The following is a 16,084-nucleotide window of genomic DNA, read 5'->3' on the forward strand; positions in this document are numbered from 1 at the left end:
ACGACCTCAACGGCACGGTGTCCGATGCGTGACGGCAGGTGAACGTTAACGGAACAAGCCGTCGTGAGGGCCGCGGATGGTCGACCACGCCTGAGCGCCGGGGGTAGCGTCCTCACTGGAATTGCAGCGCGCCTTCTGATTGCCGCGCCATCAAGAAACATCACCGTCACGATCGGAATGCATCTCCATGAGTTCGCATGCCCTCTCCAGTGCTGCCCCGCCGGGGCGGCGGACGGCCCGAAGAAAGAAACTGTGGCGCAATATCGGCGTCTTCGCGCTGCTCGCGGGACCGAACCTGGCGCTGCTCCTGATATTCACTTATCGCCCGATGTTCCTGAGCTTCTACTATTCGATGCTCAATTGGAACATCGGCTCCGACTTCGCGCAATTCATCGGGTTCGGGAACTACGTCGAATGGTTCAACGACCCCGAGTCCGCCCGGATCGTCGCCACGACCCTGCTCTACACGGTCGCCACCGTCGCCGGCGGGATGGCGATCGGTCTGGCCCTGGCGCTCGCGCTGAACCGCAAGCTGTTCGGGCGCGGCATCGTCCGCACGGTCACCTTCGCGCCGTACGTCCTGTCCGGGATCGCGGTCGGGTTCCTGTGGATGTACATCTTCAACCCGAACATCGGACTGCTCCGCACGGTGCTCGGCTGGCTCGGGCTCTCCTCGCCGCCGTGGTTCACCCAGCAGCCGTGGCCGCTGATCATGATCATCATCGTCACGCTGTGGAAGCACATCGGGTACGTCGCGCTGATCTACCTGGCGGGCCTGCAGGCGGTGCCACAGGACCTGCGTGACGCCGCCGCACTCGACGGTGCCGGCACCTGGCGGGTGTTCCGGGCGATCGTGCTCCCGCTGCTCGGGCCGATCACGTTCTTCCTGCTGATCACCCTCACGCTGAGCGCGCTGCAGTCCTTCGACCTGATCCGCTCGATGACGAACGGTGGCCCGCTCGGCTCCACCAAGACCCTCATGTACCAGGTCTACGTCGAGGGCTTCCAGATCGGCCGCGGCGGGTACGGGTCCGCGGTCGCCACGATCCTCTTCGTGATCCTGCTCGTGGTCACGGCCATCCAGATGAAGTTCGTCGAGAGGCGGGTGCACTACCAGTGAGCACCATCACCACGGACAGCCCGGCCACTCCGGCCACCGGCCGCGACCAGCGCAGCACCGCGGGGGCGCCGGAAGCGCCCAAGCCGCCCGAGCGCCGTCGACGTCGGCGCAGCGCCGGTGCGGTCGTCTTGGACGGCGGCCTCTACGTGACGCTCGTGCTGGCCGCGCTCGTCATGGCGTTCCCGCTGATCTGGATGCTGCTGGCCAGCTTCAAGTCGAACCCGGAGATCTCCACCTGGCCGATCCAGTGGCTGCCCCAGGAGTGGAACTTCGACAACTTCATCGCGGTCGCGAACTCGATCCCGATCGGCCGGATGATCTTCAACAGCGTGTTCATCACGGTGGTGAGCACGTTCCTCAAGGTGGTCCTCGGCCTGGCCTGCGCCTACGCCCTCGTCTTCGTGGACGTCCCCTTCAAGAAGCTCGCGTTCATGCTCGTGCTGTTCACGCTGCTGATCCCGGGCCAGATCACGATCATCCCGAACTACGTGCTGGTGGCCGGCCTGGACTGGACGAACACCTACCTGGGCATCATCCTGCCCGGCCTGGCCAGCGCGTTCGGGACGTTCCTGTTCCGGCAGCAGTTCATGCAGCTGCCCAGGTCGCTGCTCGAGGCCGCGGAGCTGGACGGCGCCGGGCACCTGCGCCGGCTGTTCCGGGTGGTCGTCCCGATCTCGGTCCCCACCATCGCAGCGGTCACCCTCGTGACCCTGGTCGGCGAGTGGAACGAGTACCTCTGGCCCTCCCTGGTGGCCAAGAGCCCGGACCTGATGACCCTGCCGGTGGGCCTGACCCACCTGCAGGACCTCGAGGGCATCCAGAACTGGGGCGTGCTGCTGGCCGCCACCACGCTGCTGACGCTCCCGATGCTGGCCGTGTTCCTGGTCCTGCAGCGCCGGCTGGTGGCCGGCCTCACCGCCGGGGCGGTCACCGGCTGAGCCGGCCCGAACCCCCGCAAGCCCCTCCCAACCCCAAGCAGAAACCCCCACAAGGAGTACTCCCCCATGCGTTCTCGTAGCGGCCTCATCCTGCCCGAGTCCCTCCGCCAGCCGTCCCGCCGAAGCCTCCTGCAGCTGGGTGGGCTCGGCCTCGGGGCCGGGTTCCTCGCAGCCTGCTCCGGCCCGTCCGTCGGCTCCAGCGACGGTGGCGGCAACGCCGAGACAGCTGCCGGGACCGACTGGTCCACCATCGAGCCGGCCGAGCAGATCACGTTCATGTCCCTGCAGCAGGGCACCGAGCTCGAGCAGGAACTGGTCGCGGAGTTCACCGCCGAGACCGGCATCGCCATCAACCACGTCTCGGGCGGCGGCTCGTACGAGGAGCTGGCGCAGAACTTCCGCGCCTCGGCCGGGACGTCCGAGCAGCCGGACGTCGCACAGGCCTCGGACGTGTTCTGGTTCCAGTACCTGACCTCCGGCAACACGATTCCGGTCGACGGGCTGCTGGAGCACCTCGAGGTCGAGGTGGACGACTTCCAGGAGGCGCTCTACGGCGACTACGAGTTCGACGGCCAGCACTGGGCTGTGCCGTACGGTCGCTCGACGCCGATGTTCTACTACAACAAGACCGTGTGGGAGTCCGCGGGCCTGCCGGACCGGGGTCCCGACACCTGGACCGAGTTCCAGGAGTGGTCGCCGCAGATCCAGTCCGTGCTGCCGGCCGACGGGGCCGCGATGGGCTGGAGTGCGCCCGGGCCCTCGAACACCGCCTGGTTCGGCCAGAGCATCCTGTGGGCCCACGACGCCGCGTTCTCCCACGAGTGGGAGTGGTCCCTGGACACCGAGGAAGCGCTCTGGGTCGGCAACTTCTACCGCGACGCGTTCAACGGCCCGGATGCCTGGTCCAAGGTGGCCGTGGACCAGGCCGCCGAGTTCGCCGCCGGCCTGTACGGGGCGATCATGGGCTCGACCGGCGGCATCGTCTCCTACCGCGAGATGCTCCCGACGCTTGGCGTCGCCTTCATGCCCGGCGGCACCATCCCGGCTGACGCCCCCCGGGTCCCGACCGGTGGGAACGGGCTCACGATCTCCGGGCCGACCCCGGAGAAGCAGCTCGCCGGCGGCATGCTCCTGCGCCACCTCACCACGCCCGAGAACTCGGCCCGGTGGGCCGTGTCCACCGGCTACATGCCGACCCGCAAGGCCGCGATCGAGACCGAGACCATGCAGGCCGCCATCGCCGAGGTCCCGGACCGCCAGATCCCGATCGACCAGCTCGAGATCACGAAGGTCCAGGACTACGCCCGCGCCCTCCTGCCCGGCGGCGACCTGCTGATCTCCGAGCACTTCGAGCGGATCATCCTCAGCGGCGAGGACGCCGAGCCCGTCTTCGCCGACCTCACGAACGAGCTCCAGCGCGCCTTCGAGCAGAACGTCGAACCGCACCTGTGACACCGCTCGTCGTCGCCCACCGCGGGAACTCGTCGGTGGCGCCGGAGAACACCGTGGCGGCGCTGGTCAGCGCCGCCCGGGCCGGCGCCCACCTGGTCGAGATCGACCTGCAGATGACGGTCGACGGCGTCGGGGTGGTCTTCCATGACCATCCACTGGGGCGGACCGCAGCCGGGTCCGGGCTGCTCCGGGACCTCGACCTCGACGGCGTCGCTCGCCTCGAGGTCGGGTCCTGGTTCGACCCGGTCCACTCGGGCACGCGGGTCCCGCTGCTCGCGGACGTGCTGGGCGTGCTCGCCCGGTACGACGACCTCGGCCTGCTGCTCGAGGTGAGCGGGCCGTGGACGGCGCACGCGTTGGGGCACGAGCTGGCGTCGATCGCCGACGCGGGCCTGGCCGGCCGGGTGATCGTGCAGAGCTTCAGCGCCGAGTCGTTGAGCCTTGCGCGCGACCTCGCACCGGAGCTGCCGCGCGGGTACCTGACCGCGACCTGGTCCGACGACGTCCTCGAGACGTGCACGGACACCGGCTCCCGCTGGTGCAACCCGCGGGCGGACCTGCTCGAGGGCGGGTTCGGCGTGGTCGATGCCATCCACGACCTGGGCCTGCGCACGATGGTCTGGACGCCGAACGAGCCCGATGGCTGGGCCGCAGCGCTCGAGGCGGGTGCGGACGCCATCATCACCGACCGGCCGGACCGGCTGCTCGGCTGGCTCGCCGGGACCCGTCAGGCCTGACCTCCGCGTCGCCCGGCAGGAATCCGCCGGGCCGGGCGACGTCGATCTCAGCGAGCCAACCGGCGTCGAGCCGGGTCAGGCGGTCGCCGGTGCGGCGTCCCGTGCGGCCAGCACCTCGCGTGGGGCGTCGGTGCAGATGGCGTCGGCACCCATCGCCGCCAACTCCATGGCGCGCGCCGGGTCGTTGACGGTCCAGACCCACGCCTCCATCCCGGCCGCGTGGATGCCGTCGATGATCTCCGAGGTGATGTTCTGCTCGTAGATCGAGAGGCCGGGAGCGTTCAGGCGCTTACCGAACTCGACGGCGTCGGTCCAGTCCCGTGCCATCCGCTCCAGCCCGGCGGCCTGCTCGGGGGTGACCTGGTCGCGGTATCGCTCCAGCAGCGCCTCGGCGTTCTCCCTCGTCCCGATCGTGAGCGGGTACACCTGGGCGCCGGACCGCTCGTGGATCTCCGTGAGGGCGTCCCAGTGCCCGGACGACGCGAACCAGTCGAGGTCGTCGAACGCCGCGACGGCCGCGATCACGCCGTCCACCGCCTCGGGGTCCTTGATCTCGATGTTGACGCGCATCTTCCCGGTGACCAGAGCAAGGACCTCGTCGAGGGTCGGCACGTATTCACCGTGACCGGCATTCACCTGGCGCAATTCCTCCGACGTCCGCTCCTTCACCGGGCCGGTGGCATCGGTGGTGCGGTCGAGGGTGTCGTCATGAATGACGACTACGCGTCCATCCTTCGCCTTGTAGCAGTCGAGCTCGATGCCCTCGGCACCGTATTCGAGCGCCTTCGCGAACGCTGCCAGAGTATTCTCCGGCAGATCGATGGACGCGCCGCGGTGTGCATAGACGTGCATGATGCTCCTGACCATGGGGAATGGATAACGCGAGCACCTTATTTGACGCTGCTGAACCGCCGGTGGCAGGCAGGTGAACGCCGTTCCTCACTGATCCGATTCTGATTCCGGGGCCGCCCCGGCCGGCTCGTCCGTACCGGCCAGGTCCCAACAGATCACGCCGAGGAGGACCGCGTTGGAGATCCAGTTGAGGGCGAGCGGCGCGAGCACCGCGTGCGCTGCGAACAGCAGGGCGAGCGCGGCCACGCCGGCGAGGTGCGGGCGCGACCACGCCCGGCCGGTGGCGCGGCGGAACAACACGTTGCCGATCAGGAAGACCCCGGCGGAACCACAGATCAGGCCGGCCGTCCACGGGTCGGCGTGGCCGACGCCGTCGTGCCCCATCGGGTGCAGCAGCACCAGCTCATCGGCGACGGCGGTGCCCACGATGCCGAGGACCATCAGCAGTGGCACGTAGGTGTAGCCGGTCTGCGCGATCATCCCGGTCCGGTCGGAGCCGGCGAAGAAAGCCGTGGCGCGCCCCTCCGCGCGGTCGAAGTAGAGCAGCCACATGAGCACCGTGCTCGCGAAGGCGGCCAGGAACGCGGCGACGGTGACCGGGGTGAGGTCCAGTTCCGCGAAGGCCGAGCCGGTGATGATGATCGACTCGCCGAGCGTGATGATCATGAACAGCCCGACCCGCTCGGCCATGTGCTCCCCACGGACGGTCCAGGTGGCCGGGTCCGTCGCGCCGAGCACCGGCACCCGGAACATCGCCCGCGGTCCGCAGTAGTCGATCACCACCGCGAGCACCCACAGGGCCAGCTGCAGCCGGTCGTCGCCGACCAGGGCCCCGGCGATCCAGAAGACCCCGGACACGGCCAGCCAGATCGTGATCCGCGCGAAGTTGACCGCGTTCACGGGCCAGTGCCGGGCCAGCGCGTAGACCGTGAACAGTGAGCGCCCCACCTGGATCGTCACGAACGTGACCGCGAACAGCAGCGCCTTGGGCCCGAACGCCTCGGGGATCGCGCCGGACATCACCAGCCCGAACAGCATCATCGTGATCAGCAGCGCCCGCACCGGCAGTCGCTCGGGGTCGAGCCAGTTGGTCACCCAGGTGGTGTCGATCCACATGTACCAGACGGCGGCCGCGAGGATCAGGGTGTGCCCGAGCGTGGTCAGGTCGGGGTGCGCGATGAGCGAGTGCGAGAGCTGGGTCACCGCGAAGACGAACACCAGGTCGAAGAACAGTTCGATGTATCCGACCCGGTTCGAGTCGTGCCCCTGGCCGCGCCGCAGCACGCTCGTGCGCATGCCCCACGTGCTCCGGGTGAAGGGTCCGTCCATGGCGTGCATCCTGCCACCAGGGCCAATGCCCGACGGCGAAGGCTCAGTCGGTCAGACCGGCGCGCCGCGCGCGCAGGTACCCGGCCACGGCGTTGCCGAGCCGGCTCAGGTACTCGCCATCAACCGGGCGATCCGCGCTGTTCGCCGGTGGTCCCGGGAACCGAGATCAGGTAGCCGACGTCCATGGCGAGCAGCCCGGAGACCCGCTCGGCGACGGCGGCCCAGCCGTCCGGACCGGACGCCAATTTCAGCGTCTCGGCGGCCGCACCGACGGTCGGGGTGAACGGGAGCCACTGCCAGGCGTCGTAGGCGTCCCGGTCGAGGTGGACGAGGGGTGTCTCGCCGAGGAGCCCGAGCCCGTATTCGGTACCGTCGGCGTCCAGTTTGCCGAGTCCGTTGAGCAGGGGGTGGAAGCGGACCGTGCGCGCCCACGTCCCGGCCGGGTCGGTCTCGACCAGCAGCCGGCGTGCCAGCAGGTCCTCGTAGGCGGCGTCGAAGCCTGCCACCCCGTGCGCCGCTGCCTCCCGGGCCAGGTCGGCGCGGCTCCAGCTCCGGTCCTGCGGCCGAGGTCCCCCAGCGAGGACCCAGACCTGCCACTGCGGTTCGCCGAGGAGGTGGATGTCGGTGTCGGCGACGCTGTACGGGGACTTCGGCTGCGCGCCGGTGTGTCCGATTGCCAGCCCCACGGCGAGCACCGTGCTCATGACGCCCTCCCCAGGTCGAGGGCCACGACGCCGTTCTCGAGCAGCCGGGCCCGGGCGAGATACCGAAGGACGTCGGCGGCAAGGTCGTCCAGGCGCAGTCCTGCGGTCACCGCACCCGGAGCCTCCACCGCGCCCACCAGGGCGGCGAGCAGGGTCGGGGCGGCCGCGGATCGGCGGTAGACCTCGAGGAACTGCTCGTCCACGAGGTGCTCGGCGTATCCGGGGACTCCGAGGGTGTACGCGCCCCGGCCGTCGGTGCCGAATCCCTTCATCAGCGGGACGAGCCGGTGCTCGGCTGCGAGGAGCAGAGCGCCCTCGGCGCTGATCCGGACATTCCTGAGCAGGTCACCGGCGAGGAGCGAGGCGATGGCACTGCGCGGATCTGCGACACCGTCACGACGCATGCTCGAGGTGAGCGACGACTCGTCGTGACCCATCGTGTGGGCGAGGAACCAGGCGCCGAGCAGGTCGTCGTGGAGGACGTGGACCTGGCGGCCGCGCCGGACCCGGAACGCCGTGGCGGCATGCGAGGGCGGGTCGGCCAGGCCGAGCGGCATACCGATCGGTACGAGCACCGTCCCGTCCTCCGGCAGATCGTCGGGCCACCCACTCGTGAAGACGCTCGGGACGGGTGCGGGGGCGGCGGGTGCGGGGGCGGCGGGTGCGGGGGCGGCCGGTCGCAGGTGGCGCAGCACCGGGCTCGCATCCCGGATCTCCGGGTCGTCGCCGATCCGGGCTATCGAGCCGCGGGCGTACGTCCGGGCGTCTGGGTCGAGGCGACGCATCGCGTCCGGGTCCCCATAGTTCAGGTAGCCGAGCGACCGGCCGTCCACGGTGAGGTTGTCATCCTCCCCGAACGGTGGTGTGGTCCAGGTGGCCCACTCGGGATCGAACGCCACGACCATGGCGCGCAGCAGTCGCAGCGCGGCCTCGGCCGTCCGCAGTGCGGGCAGGCGGTCCTCGATCTGCACCAGGCAGGTGCTTGTCGCCCGGTTCGAGAGTTGGCCCGACGAGACCACCACTGTCACGCCCGGCACACCCACGGGCCAGAACCAGACCAGGTAACCCATCTCCCTGATGTGTTTCGGCGGGTGTGAGGAGTCCTTCACGGCGCCACGCTCGACGAGGTCCGTGAGGCCGGCGATGTCGTCAGGGCTGACGACCTTCTTGGCCCGGCTCCGCTTCCAGCCGGTGATGCGTGGCTCCAGTGAGCACACGGCCTGCAGGACCAGCGACGCCTGCTGCGCGATCTCCCCCGCTGGTTCTCGGCGCGCCGGCCAAGCGCCCACGAGCGCGAGGTCCCTCGGGCGCATCGGGAGCAGCATCGACATGGTTCCCCTTCGTGGTCGTCGCTCCAATCAGCCTAGCGATGGGGCCGGCCGTTCAGGGGGTCGGGTGATGGTTAGGACTGCCCGCCGGATCAGGACGCGGGAACAGTTCGGACGGCCGAGGATGTGCTAACGCTCACCGCCGGCAGGCCGCGACGGTGGCCGCTCGGGCCGTGAGGGCCCACCGGGTCAGCGCTCGATCTCGCCGCGGATGAAGGCCTCGACGTTCGTCCGGGCGGTTCTCGTCGTCGTACTGCTCGGGCGAGGACTTCACGAAGTAGTTCGCCGCGGAAGGGTCGGGCCGCCGCCGAGCTATCCAGCGGGCGACGCGCGGTTCGTCGATCTGCGCGCCACCATCAGGGAACCTCAGGGCCGCGGCGCTCGTTGGACCACGGAGTCGAAATGAGGAGACCGAGATGAAGTGCCCGAACGACGACGCGACGCTCGTGATGAGCGAGCGTGCCGGTGTCGAGATCGACTACTGCCCCGTGTGCCGCGGGATCTGGCTGGACCGGGGTGAGCTCGACAAGATCCTCGACCGGGCGACGGCGGAGCTCGCGGCGGGACCGTCGACCCCTGCGGCTCCATGGGAGCAGCAGCCCAGGCCCGAGGCGTTCCCGCCTCCGCGGCGCGACCCGATGCCGCCGCAGCCCGGGTACGGGGGCTATCAGGAGCCGTACCGCGAGGACCGCCGGCGGCCGCGCAAGCGCCGGGAGCACTGGCTGTCGGAGCTGTTCGACGACTGACCCGATGTCGTGGGTCCCTCCTTCGGGCCCGCGAGCCAGAACGGCAGGCACACGTGCGAACGCCCACCGCTCGAGGGATGCAGCGGTGGGCGTTCGGGTGTGCGTGGGGCGCCGGGTCAGCGCTCGATCTCGCCGCGGATGAAGGCCTCGACCTTCGACCGGGCGGTCTCGTCGTCGTACTGCTCCGGCGGGGACTTCATGAAGTAGCTGGCCGCGGACAGGATCGGGCCGCCGATGCCGCGGTCCTTGGCGATCTTCGCGGCGCGCAGTGCGTCGATGATGATGCCGGCCGAGTTGGGCGAGTCCCAGACCTCCAGCTTGTACTCGAGGTTCAGCGGCACCTCGCCGAACGCACGGCCCTCGAGGCGCACGTACGCCCACTTGCGGTCGTCCAGCCACTGGATGTAGTCCGAGGGACCGATGTGTACGTTCCGGGCACCGAGGTCGTGGTCCACGTTGGACGTGACCGCCTGGGTCTTGGAGATCTTCTTCGACTCCAGCCGGTCCCGCTCGAGCATGTTCTTGAAGTCCATGTTGCCGCCGACGTTCAGCTGGTACGTGCGGTCCAGGACCACGCCGCGGTCCTGGAACAGCTTCGCCATCACGCGGTGGGTGATCGTCGCGCCGACCTGGGACTTGATGTCGTCTCCCACGATCGGCACCCCGGCGGCCGTGAACTTGTCAGCCCATTCCTTGGTGCCCGCGATGAAGACCGGCAGCGCGTTCACGAACGCGACGCCGGCGTCGATCGCAGCCTGCGCGTAGAACTTGGCGGCGTCCTCGGACCCGACCGGCAGGTAGCAGATCAGCACGTCCGCACCCGACTCGCGAAGCGCCGCGACCACGTCGACCGGTTGCGCGCCGGACTCCTCGATGGTTTCGCGGTAGTACTTGCCGAGGCCGTCGAGGGTGTGCCCGCGCTGGACCGGGACATCCAGCGGCGGCACGTCGCAGATCTTGATGGTGTTGTTCTCGCTCGCCAGGATGGCCTCGGAGAGGTCGAACCCGACCTTCTTCGCGTCGACGTCGAACGCGGCGACGAACTCGATGTCACGGACGTGGTACGGCCCGAACTCGACGTGCATGAGGCCCGGCACGCTGACGGACGGGTCCGCACCGGCGTAGAAGTGCACGCCCTGGACGAGGGAGGCGGCGCAGTTCCCGACGCCGGCGATGGCCACGCGAATGGTGCTCATCCTTGCTCCTTGCTGTGTGTGGTTGAAGTCGTGGTGGGTGGTTCGGCGCCGGTCTGTCCGGGCCGGGTGGGTGGGTCGGTGGGGCCCGACGGCGTGGGCGCACTCGGTGCGTTCGGGTGCCGTTCTGCGTGGATGAGGTCCTCGAGCCAGCGAACCTCACGTTCGATCTGGTCGAGGCCGTGCTGCTGCAGGGCGAGGGTGTAGCGATCGCGGCGCTCGCGGCTGCGCTGGGTGTGCTGACGCATCACCTCGTGCCGCTCCACCATGCGCATTCGGCGCCCCTCGAGGATGCGCAGCCGGGTCTCGGCGTCGGTGTCGGAGAACAGGGTGAACCGCACATCGAAGGTCTCGTCCTCCCAGGCGGCGGGTTCGGCCCGGGCGAGGGAGTCGCCCAGCCGCTCCCGACCGACGTCGGTCAGCTCATAGACGATCCGGGTCCGCTTGCCGGCCAGCGCGTGCGGGAGTGCGGCCGTGTCGACGGGCTGGATCCACCCGCCCACCTGCAGCGCGCGCAGGCACGGGTACAGCGACCCGTAGGACAACGCCCGGAACATCCCGAGCGTGGCGTTGAGCCGCTTGCGCAACTCGTATCCGTGCAGGGGTGAGCCGCGCAGCTGGCCGAGGATGGCCAGCTCCAGCACCTCACCACGTGACGCCACTTGTACCTCCGATGTATCGAATTGATACATCGGAACCAAGCCCGGCGTCAAGGACGCGACCGCTGCCGGCCGACATCGCGTGGGCCCACGTCTCGGCTGTGGTGGCGGTCACCGGCGAGGGGCGGATCCTGTGTGGGGCCGGTGAAACCGGCCTGGATCCGGTGTTCTCCCAGACTTCGGACGCATACTGGGAGGCGCTTGTGCCCGCCGGATGGGTACCGGCGTGACCCATCAGAGAGGTTCGAACGTGGCAGAAGGACGACGTCCCGGCGCTCCAGACCCCGGTGACCCGGCGACGCCGCCGACCCGTCGGAGCGTGCGTGGCCGCCAGGAGTCCAGCCCCGCCGAGCCCGCCGCGACCGGCTCTGGACCGAAGCGGCCGCCGGTGATCCCGCCGGCCGCCGGCGGCGGACCCTCGCAGTGGAAGAAGACGTCGACGGCACGCCCGACGAAGAGCACCACCACCACGACGACCAGCGCCGCCGCGCCGTCGGGCCGGTCCGCCAACGGCGGCAAGAAGGCCAAGGCGAAGAAGGGCTACAAGGGCCGCCCGTACCAGCAGCCCCGTCGGTTCTGGAACTACCCGCGCCCGAACAAGGGCCCCATCCACCGCTGGTTGCCGAGCTGGCGGTTCGTGCTCGGCACGTTCGTGACGTTCCTCCTCCTCGGCGTCGGCCTGTTCGTGTATGCCTACCAGATGACCGATGTGCCCGAACCGGAGGACGTCGCGCTCGCCGAGGGCAGCACCGTCTACTACGCGGACGGGACCACCCCGATGGGCACGTTCGCGGAGGTGAACCGCGAGATCGTCGACGCGGGGACCCTGCCCGAGCACGTCGGCCAGGCCATCGTCGCGTCCGAGGACCGGCGCTTCTACTCCAACGCGGGGGTGGACCCGATCGGGATCCTCCGTGCTCTCTGGAACAACCTCCGCGGCAACCCGACCCAGGGCGGCTCGACCCTCACCCAGCAGTACGTCGAGCGGTACTACACCGGGCAGACCTCAAGCTACGCGGACAAGTTCCGAGAGGCGATCCTCGCGATCAAGATCGATCGTGAGCAGAGCAAGGACGAGATCCTCGGCAACTACATGAACACGATCTACTTCGGCCGTGGTGCCTACGGGATCGAGCGGGCCGCGCAGGAGTACTTCGGTCACTCCGCCGCGGAACTGACCCTGTCCGAGTCCGCGCTGATCGCCGGGATCATCCCGTCGCCGTCCAACTGGGACCCGGCCGTGAGCCCGGAGCAGGCGGAGGCGCGCTGGAACCGGACGCTCGACTACATGGTCGATGGTGGCTTCATCACCCAGACCGAGCGCAATGCCCAGGAGTTCCCGGCCACGATCGAGCCGACCCGTACCGACACCTACGCCGGACCCACCGGGTACCTGCTGGAGATGATCCGGGCCGAACTGCTTGGGGCCGGCCTCACCGCGGACCAGATCGACGGCGGTGGCCTGGACATCGTGTCCACGATCGACCCCGAACTGCAGCAGGCGGCGATCACGGCCTCGCAGAACGTGCCCGAGGACACCCCGGAGGGGGTCCGGGTGGCGCTGACCTCGATCGACAACGAGACGGGTGCGATCGTCGCGCTTTACGGCGGCGCGGACTATCTGACCATTCAACGCAACGCCGCCACCCAGGACGTGGCGCAGGGTGGCTCGACCTTCAAGGTGTTCGGGCTGATCGCTGCCCTCGAGAGCGGCGTCTCGCTGGAGGAGCGGTACGCGAGCTACTCGCCGATGGACGTCGACGGGTACGAGGTGCGCAACTTCGACAGGGTCAATCGCGGCAACATCGATCTGGTCGAGGCAACCGAGAACTCGGTCAACACCGTGTACGTGCAGCTGAACTCGGACGTCGGCCCCGAACGCCTGGTCGATGTCGCGCACCGGCTGGGGATCCCGGAGGAGACCGTGATCGACCCGGTGCCCTCCAACGTGCTCGGCCCGGCGGCCCCGCACCCGGCGGACATGGCCGAGGCCTACTCCACGATCGCCTCCGGTGGCGTGCACCGGGACCGTTTCATCGTCGCCTCCGCAGCGACCGGTGACGGTCAGGTCCTCTACACCGGGGGGTCGGAGGGCGAGCAGGAGTTCGAAGCGGACGTGATCGCGGATGCGACCTACGCCATGCAGCAGGTCGTCGAGAGCGGCACCGGCGAGACCGCCAGCGAGATCGACCGCCCCGCGGCCGGCAAGACCGGCAGCTCGAACGACTACAGGTCGGCCTGGTTCGTCGGCTTCGTCCCCCAGATCACCACGTCCGTGGCCATGTATCAGGTCGGCGAGAACGGTGAGGAGGTCTCGATGGTGGACGGGTTCGGTGGCGTCAGTCCGATCTCCGGCGGGTCGTTCCCCACCGACATCTGGACCGAGTACATGACCACGGCCGTCGCGGACCTGCCGGTCGAGGAGTTCCCGGATCGGACCGAGCCGGAGCGGCCGACGTGGCAGCCGACCCAGGAGCCGACCACGCAGGAGCCGACCGAGGAGCCGACGACCGAGGAGCCCACGGAGGAGCCGACGACCGAGGAGCCCACGGAGGAGCCGACCACCGAGGAGCCGACCGAGGAGCCGACCACCGAGGAGCCGACCGAGGAGCCGACCGAGGAGCCCACGGGCGAACCGACCGATCCGACCGACCCCCCGGCGGACGGCACCGGTCTGCCGGGCTGGGGTGACCTGTTCACCCCGCCGGGCCGCACCGATCCCTGATCCCGCCAGGCCGGCACCGTGACGTTGTCCACACCCGCGACCGCGCGTCGGTCGAGGCCGTGACGGTCCGGTAGGCTGGTCGGGTATTCCCCCTCGTCCGGAACCGTGGTCATCCATGTGTCCGGACGGACCCGGGGAGCACGCAGCACCCTCCTGTCACGGAGAGACCGTGACCGTAAAGTCCGAAGGAGGTGGGTTTAAGCATGCGTCAATACGAACTGATGGTGATTCTCGACCCCGAGATCGACGAGCGCACCGTTGCTCCGTCCCTGGACAAGCTCCTGGGCGTCATCACCACTGGTGGTGGAAGTGTCGACAAGGTCGACATCTGGGGCAAGCGCCGCCTGGCTTTCGAGATCGCGAAGCGGTCCGAGGGGATCTACGCCGTGGTGAATCTGACCGCGACCTCCGAGCTCGCTCAGGAGCTCGATCGTCAGCTCGGGCTCAACGAGTCCGTGCTCCGCACCAAGCTCATCCGTCCCGACGCGCACTGAGCGCGACTGACCGCGAACCGAAGAAGGAGCGTTCATGGCAGGCGACACCGTCATCACAGTGATCGGAAACCTCACGGCCGACCCCGAGTTGCGGTTCACGCCGTCGGGTGCGGCCGTCGCGAACTTCACGATCGCCTCGACCCCCCGCCAGTTCGACCGCCAGTCGAACGAGTGGAAGGACGGCGACACCCTGTTCATGCGCTGTTCCATCTGGCGTGAGGCCGCGGAGAACGTCGCGGAGTCCCTCACCAAGGGGATGCGCGTGGTGGCTCAGGGCCGTCTCGTCCAGCGCTCCTACGAGACCCGCGAGGGCGAGAAGCGCACGGTCGTCGAGCTTCAGGTCGACGAGGTCGGTCCGTCGCTGCGGTACGCCAGTGCCAAGGTCACCCGCACCCAGCGTGGTGGCGGCGGTGGCGGCGGCAACTTCGGTGGCGGTGGCGGTGGCGGCTACCAGGGCGGCGGCGGCAACAGCGGCGGCGGCACCGGTGGCGGTGGCGGCAACAGCGGCGGCGGCAGCAACGCTCCGGCGGACGACCCGTGGGCAACGGGCGGCTCGAGCTTCGGCGACGAGCCCCCTTTCTAGATCATCATCTGATCGCGCGCGGCCCGCGGGCCTGACGCGCGAGTAGCGAAGGAGTACCACCATGGCGAAGCGTGAGTCGCGCAAGCCCATCATCAAGAAGAAGGCCAACCCCCTCAAGGCCGTCAAGCTCGAGGGGCCGATCGACTACAAGGACACCGTCCTGCTGCGGAAGTTCATCTCGGACCGCGGCAAGATCCGTGCGCGCCGCGTGACCGGTGTCAACGTCCAGCAGCAGCGTGAGATCGCCCGGGCCGTCAAGAACGCCCGTGAGATGGCTCTGCTGCCCTACTCGAGCTCTGCTCGCTGAGGCTGGAGGAGCACACCATGACGAAGCTCATTCTCACCCACGAGGTCACCGGCCTCGGCGCTCCCGGCGACGTGATCGAGGTCAAGGACGGGTACGCCCGCAACTACCTCCTCCCGCGCGGTCTGGCCACCGGCTGGACCAAGGGTGCGCAGAAGCAGATCGACCAGATCCAGGCGGCTCGTCGCAAGCGCGAGATCTCGACCATCGAGGACGCCCGCGCGGTTCGTGACTCGCTGCAGTCGAAGCCGGTCGTCGTGAAGGTCCGTGCCGGCAAGGGCGACCGGCTCTTCGGTGCGGTCACCACCACGGACATCGCTGCGGCCATCGCAGCCGTCGGTGGCCCGGCCGTGGACCGCCGCAAGGTCGAGATCGGTAACCCGATCAAGTCCCTCGGTACCCACTCCGTCAAGGTCCGTCTGCACACGGACGTCTCCGCGACGGTGGACATCCAGGTCGTCCCGGCCTGACGTAGTCCCCCCAGTAGTACCCGCGAGGGCCCGGCGTTGCGACGCCGGGCCCTCGCGTGCATCTCCGGGCCCGACGGCGGAGGGTCCCGTTGGGTGGGTCGGGTCGAGTAGGCGCAGGTGCTCAGCCGCCGATGATGACCGTTGGGCAGCCGGGCCCGGGGGCGATGGGTTGCCCGTGCATGGTCAGGTCGCCCAGGCGGGCGGCGGGGAAGTTGCCGATCATCACGGTCGCCGAGCCCATGGCGATCCCGTTCGGCGCGGGGGAGACGCAGGCGACCCCGCCGGGAAGGTTGTTCGCGACGGCCGCGGGCAGGCCGCCGATGAGCACCGTCGGCACCGTGGCGGCCGGCGTGATCGGGCCGCCCACGTGCGGCTTCGGGCCGTCAAAGAGGGAGCAGAGGGCCATGTCACCGGCCCGTAGCGCGGGTCCCATGGGCACGGCGCCGCCGC

17 protein-coding genes are annotated in these 16,084 nt (G+C 69.4%); 10 read left to right on the forward strand and 7 right to left on the reverse strand.

What is annotated here, in order from left to right:
- Window positions 1-187 precede the first annotated feature (187 nt).
- The 4 genes from KCQ71_RS12735 to KCQ71_RS12750 all read left to right on the forward strand — a co-directional run bounded on the left by KCQ71_RS12735 (window position 188) and on the right by KCQ71_RS12750 (window position 4,247).
- Window positions 188-1,120 carry a carbohydrate ABC transporter permease gene (locus KCQ71_RS12735; protein WP_223406402.1) on the forward strand — a complete coding sequence of 311 codons (933 nt, stop codon included), beginning with the start codon at window positions 188-190 and terminating at the stop codon, window positions 1,118-1,120.
- Window positions 1,117-2,058: a carbohydrate ABC transporter permease gene (locus KCQ71_RS12740; protein WP_223406404.1), complete on the forward strand. Its 942-nt coding sequence runs from the start codon at window positions 1,117-1,119 to the stop codon at window positions 2,056-2,058. The genes KCQ71_RS12735 and KCQ71_RS12740 overlap by 4 nt, the downstream gene beginning before the upstream one ends.
- Window positions 2,059-2,124: 66 nt before the next feature.
- The gene (locus KCQ71_RS12745) at window positions 2,125-3,510 is read left to right on the forward strand and encodes an extracellular solute-binding protein (protein ID WP_223406406.1); all 1,386 of its coding nucleotides are present in this window, start codon (window positions 2,125-2,127) and stop codon (window positions 3,508-3,510) included.
- On the forward strand, window positions 3,507-4,247 hold the full coding sequence (locus KCQ71_RS12750; protein ID WP_223406408.1) for a glycerophosphodiester phosphodiesterase: 741 nt from the start codon (window positions 3,507-3,509) through the stop codon (window positions 4,245-4,247). The genes KCQ71_RS12745 and KCQ71_RS12750 overlap by 4 nt, the downstream gene beginning before the upstream one ends.
- 75 nt (window positions 4,248-4,322) lie before the next feature.
- On the opposite strand, the gene KCQ71_RS12755 is transcribed toward KCQ71_RS12750, so the two are convergent.
- The 4 genes from KCQ71_RS12755 to KCQ71_RS12770 all read right to left on the reverse strand — a co-directional run bounded on the left by KCQ71_RS12755 (window position 4,323) and on the right by KCQ71_RS12770 (window position 8,463).
- Complete coding sequence (locus KCQ71_RS12755) at window positions 4,323-5,114, reverse strand: glycerophosphodiester phosphodiesterase (protein WP_223406410.1); 792 nt, start codon at window positions 5,112-5,114, stop codon at window positions 4,323-4,325.
- A gap of 72 nt (window positions 5,115-5,186) precedes the next feature.
- Window positions 5,187-6,428 (reverse strand): low temperature requirement protein A, encoded by a 1,242-nt coding sequence (locus KCQ71_RS12760; RefSeq protein WP_223406412.1) that lies wholly within the window; start codon window positions 6,426-6,428, stop codon window positions 5,187-5,189.
- A 119-nt stretch (window positions 6,429-6,547) separates the two neighbouring features.
- Entirely contained in the window at window positions 6,548-7,132 is a 585-nt protein-coding gene (locus tag KCQ71_RS12765) for a hypothetical protein (RefSeq protein ID WP_223406414.1), read from the reverse strand.
- Window positions 7,129-8,463 carry an Imm52 family immunity protein gene (locus KCQ71_RS12770; RefSeq protein ID WP_223406416.1) on the reverse strand — a complete coding sequence of 445 codons (1,335 nt, stop codon included), beginning with the start codon at window positions 8,461-8,463 and terminating at the stop codon, window positions 7,129-7,131. The genes KCQ71_RS12765 and KCQ71_RS12770 overlap by 4 nt, the downstream gene beginning before the upstream one ends.
- A gap of 413 nt (window positions 8,464-8,876) precedes the next feature.
- Between KCQ71_RS12770 and KCQ71_RS12775 the strand changes: the two genes are divergently transcribed.
- On the forward strand, window positions 8,877-9,206 hold the full coding sequence (locus tag KCQ71_RS12775; protein WP_223406418.1) for a TFIIB-type zinc ribbon-containing protein: 330 nt from the start codon (window positions 8,877-8,879) through the stop codon (window positions 9,204-9,206).
- 116 nt (window positions 9,207-9,322) lie between these two features.
- On the opposite strand, the gene KCQ71_RS12780 is transcribed toward KCQ71_RS12775, so the two are convergent.
- Both KCQ71_RS12780 and KCQ71_RS12785 read right to left on the reverse strand, forming a co-directional pair.
- Window positions 9,323-10,402, reverse strand: a complete 1,080-nt coding sequence (locus tag KCQ71_RS12780; RefSeq protein ID WP_223406421.1) for an inositol-3-phosphate synthase — start codon at window positions 10,400-10,402, stop codon at window positions 9,323-9,325.
- Window positions 10,399-11,061 carry a PadR family transcriptional regulator gene (locus tag KCQ71_RS12785; RefSeq protein ID WP_223406423.1) on the reverse strand — a complete coding sequence of 221 codons (663 nt, stop codon included), beginning with the start codon at window positions 11,059-11,061 and terminating at the stop codon, window positions 10,399-10,401. The genes KCQ71_RS12780 and KCQ71_RS12785 overlap by 4 nt, the downstream gene beginning before the upstream one ends.
- A gap of 247 nt (window positions 11,062-11,308) precedes the next feature.
- On the opposite strand from KCQ71_RS12785, the gene KCQ71_RS12790 reads away from it, so the two are divergent.
- The 5 genes from KCQ71_RS12790 (at window position 11,309) to rplI (ending at window position 15,634) form a co-directional block, all read left to right on the forward strand.
- Entirely contained in the window at window positions 11,309-13,783 is a 2,475-nt protein-coding gene (locus KCQ71_RS12790) for a transglycosylase domain-containing protein (RefSeq protein ID WP_223406425.1), read from the forward strand.
- Between the two features lie 203 nt (window positions 13,784-13,986).
- Window positions 13,987-14,277: a 30S ribosomal protein S6 gene (gene rpsF / locus KCQ71_RS12795; protein ID WP_223406427.1), complete on the forward strand. Its 291-nt coding sequence runs from the start codon at window positions 13,987-13,989 to the stop codon at window positions 14,275-14,277.
- A gap of 34 nt (window positions 14,278-14,311) precedes the next feature.
- On the forward strand, window positions 14,312-14,860 hold the full coding sequence (locus KCQ71_RS12800; protein WP_223406429.1) for a single-stranded DNA-binding protein: 549 nt from the start codon (window positions 14,312-14,314) through the stop codon (window positions 14,858-14,860).
- A 61-nt stretch (window positions 14,861-14,921) separates the two neighbouring features.
- Window positions 14,922-15,167, forward strand: a complete 246-nt coding sequence (gene rpsR, locus KCQ71_RS12805) for a 30S ribosomal protein S18 (protein WP_133105668.1) — start codon at window positions 14,922-14,924, stop codon at window positions 15,165-15,167.
- A gap of 17 nt (window positions 15,168-15,184) precedes the next feature.
- Window positions 15,185-15,634, forward strand: a complete 450-nt coding sequence (rplI, locus tag KCQ71_RS12810; RefSeq protein ID WP_223406431.1) for a 50S ribosomal protein L9 — start codon at window positions 15,185-15,187, stop codon at window positions 15,632-15,634.
- 121 nt (window positions 15,635-15,755) lie between these two features.
- Here rplI and KCQ71_RS12815 read toward each other — a convergent pair whose 3' ends face one another.
- Complete coding sequence (locus KCQ71_RS12815) at window positions 15,756-16,067, reverse strand: PAAR domain-containing protein (protein ID WP_223406643.1); 312 nt, start codon at window positions 16,065-16,067, stop codon at window positions 15,756-15,758.
- Window positions 16,068-16,084 lie beyond the last annotated feature (17 nt).

Origin of the sequence: Occultella gossypii, assembly GCF_019947135.1 — a bacterium.
Classification (GTDB): domain Bacteria; phylum Actinomycetota; class Actinomycetes; order Actinomycetales; family Beutenbergiaceae; genus Occultella; species Occultella gossypii.

Excerpts from the sequence above, each read along its gene's own strand:
- KCQ71_RS12765 (WP_223406414.1), bottom strand. The coding sequence starts at position 7,132 with ATGAGCACGGTGCTCGCCGTGGGGCTGGCAATCGGACACACCGGCGCG.
- KCQ71_RS12760 (WP_223406412.1), bottom strand. The coding sequence starts at position 6,428 with ATGGACGGACCCTTCACCCGGAGCACGTGGGGCATGCGCACGAGCGTG.
- KCQ71_RS12755 (WP_223406410.1), bottom strand. The coding sequence starts at position 5,114 with ATGGTCAGGAGCATCATGCACGTCTATGCACACCGCGGCGCGTCCATC.
- KCQ71_RS12815 (WP_223406643.1), bottom strand. The coding sequence starts at position 16,067 with ATGGGACCCGCGCTACGGGCCGGTGACATGGCCCTCTGCTCCCTCTTT.
- rpsF (WP_223406427.1), top strand. The coding sequence starts at position 13,987 with ATGCGTCAATACGAACTGATGGTGATTCTCGACCCCGAGATCGACGAG.
- KCQ71_RS12770 (WP_223406416.1), bottom strand. The coding sequence starts at position 8,463 with ATGTCGATGCTGCTCCCGATGCGCCCGAGGGACCTCGCGCTCGTGGGC.
- KCQ71_RS12745 (WP_223406406.1), top strand. The coding sequence starts at position 2,125 with ATGCGTTCTCGTAGCGGCCTCATCCTGCCCGAGTCCCTCCGCCAGCCG.
- rplI (WP_223406431.1), top strand. The coding sequence starts at position 15,185 with ATGACGAAGCTCATTCTCACCCACGAGGTCACCGGCCTCGGCGCTCCC.
- KCQ71_RS12800 (WP_223406429.1), top strand. The coding sequence starts at position 14,312 with ATGGCAGGCGACACCGTCATCACAGTGATCGGAAACCTCACGGCCGAC.
- KCQ71_RS12735 (WP_223406402.1), top strand. The coding sequence starts at position 188 with ATGAGTTCGCATGCCCTCTCCAGTGCTGCCCCGCCGGGGCGGCGGACG.
- KCQ71_RS12780 (WP_223406421.1), bottom strand. The coding sequence starts at position 10,402 with ATGAGCACCATTCGCGTGGCCATCGCCGGCGTCGGGAACTGCGCCGCC.
- KCQ71_RS12775 (WP_223406418.1), top strand. The coding sequence starts at position 8,877 with ATGAAGTGCCCGAACGACGACGCGACGCTCGTGATGAGCGAGCGTGCC.
- rpsR (WP_133105668.1), top strand. The coding sequence starts at position 14,922 with ATGGCGAAGCGTGAGTCGCGCAAGCCCATCATCAAGAAGAAGGCCAAC.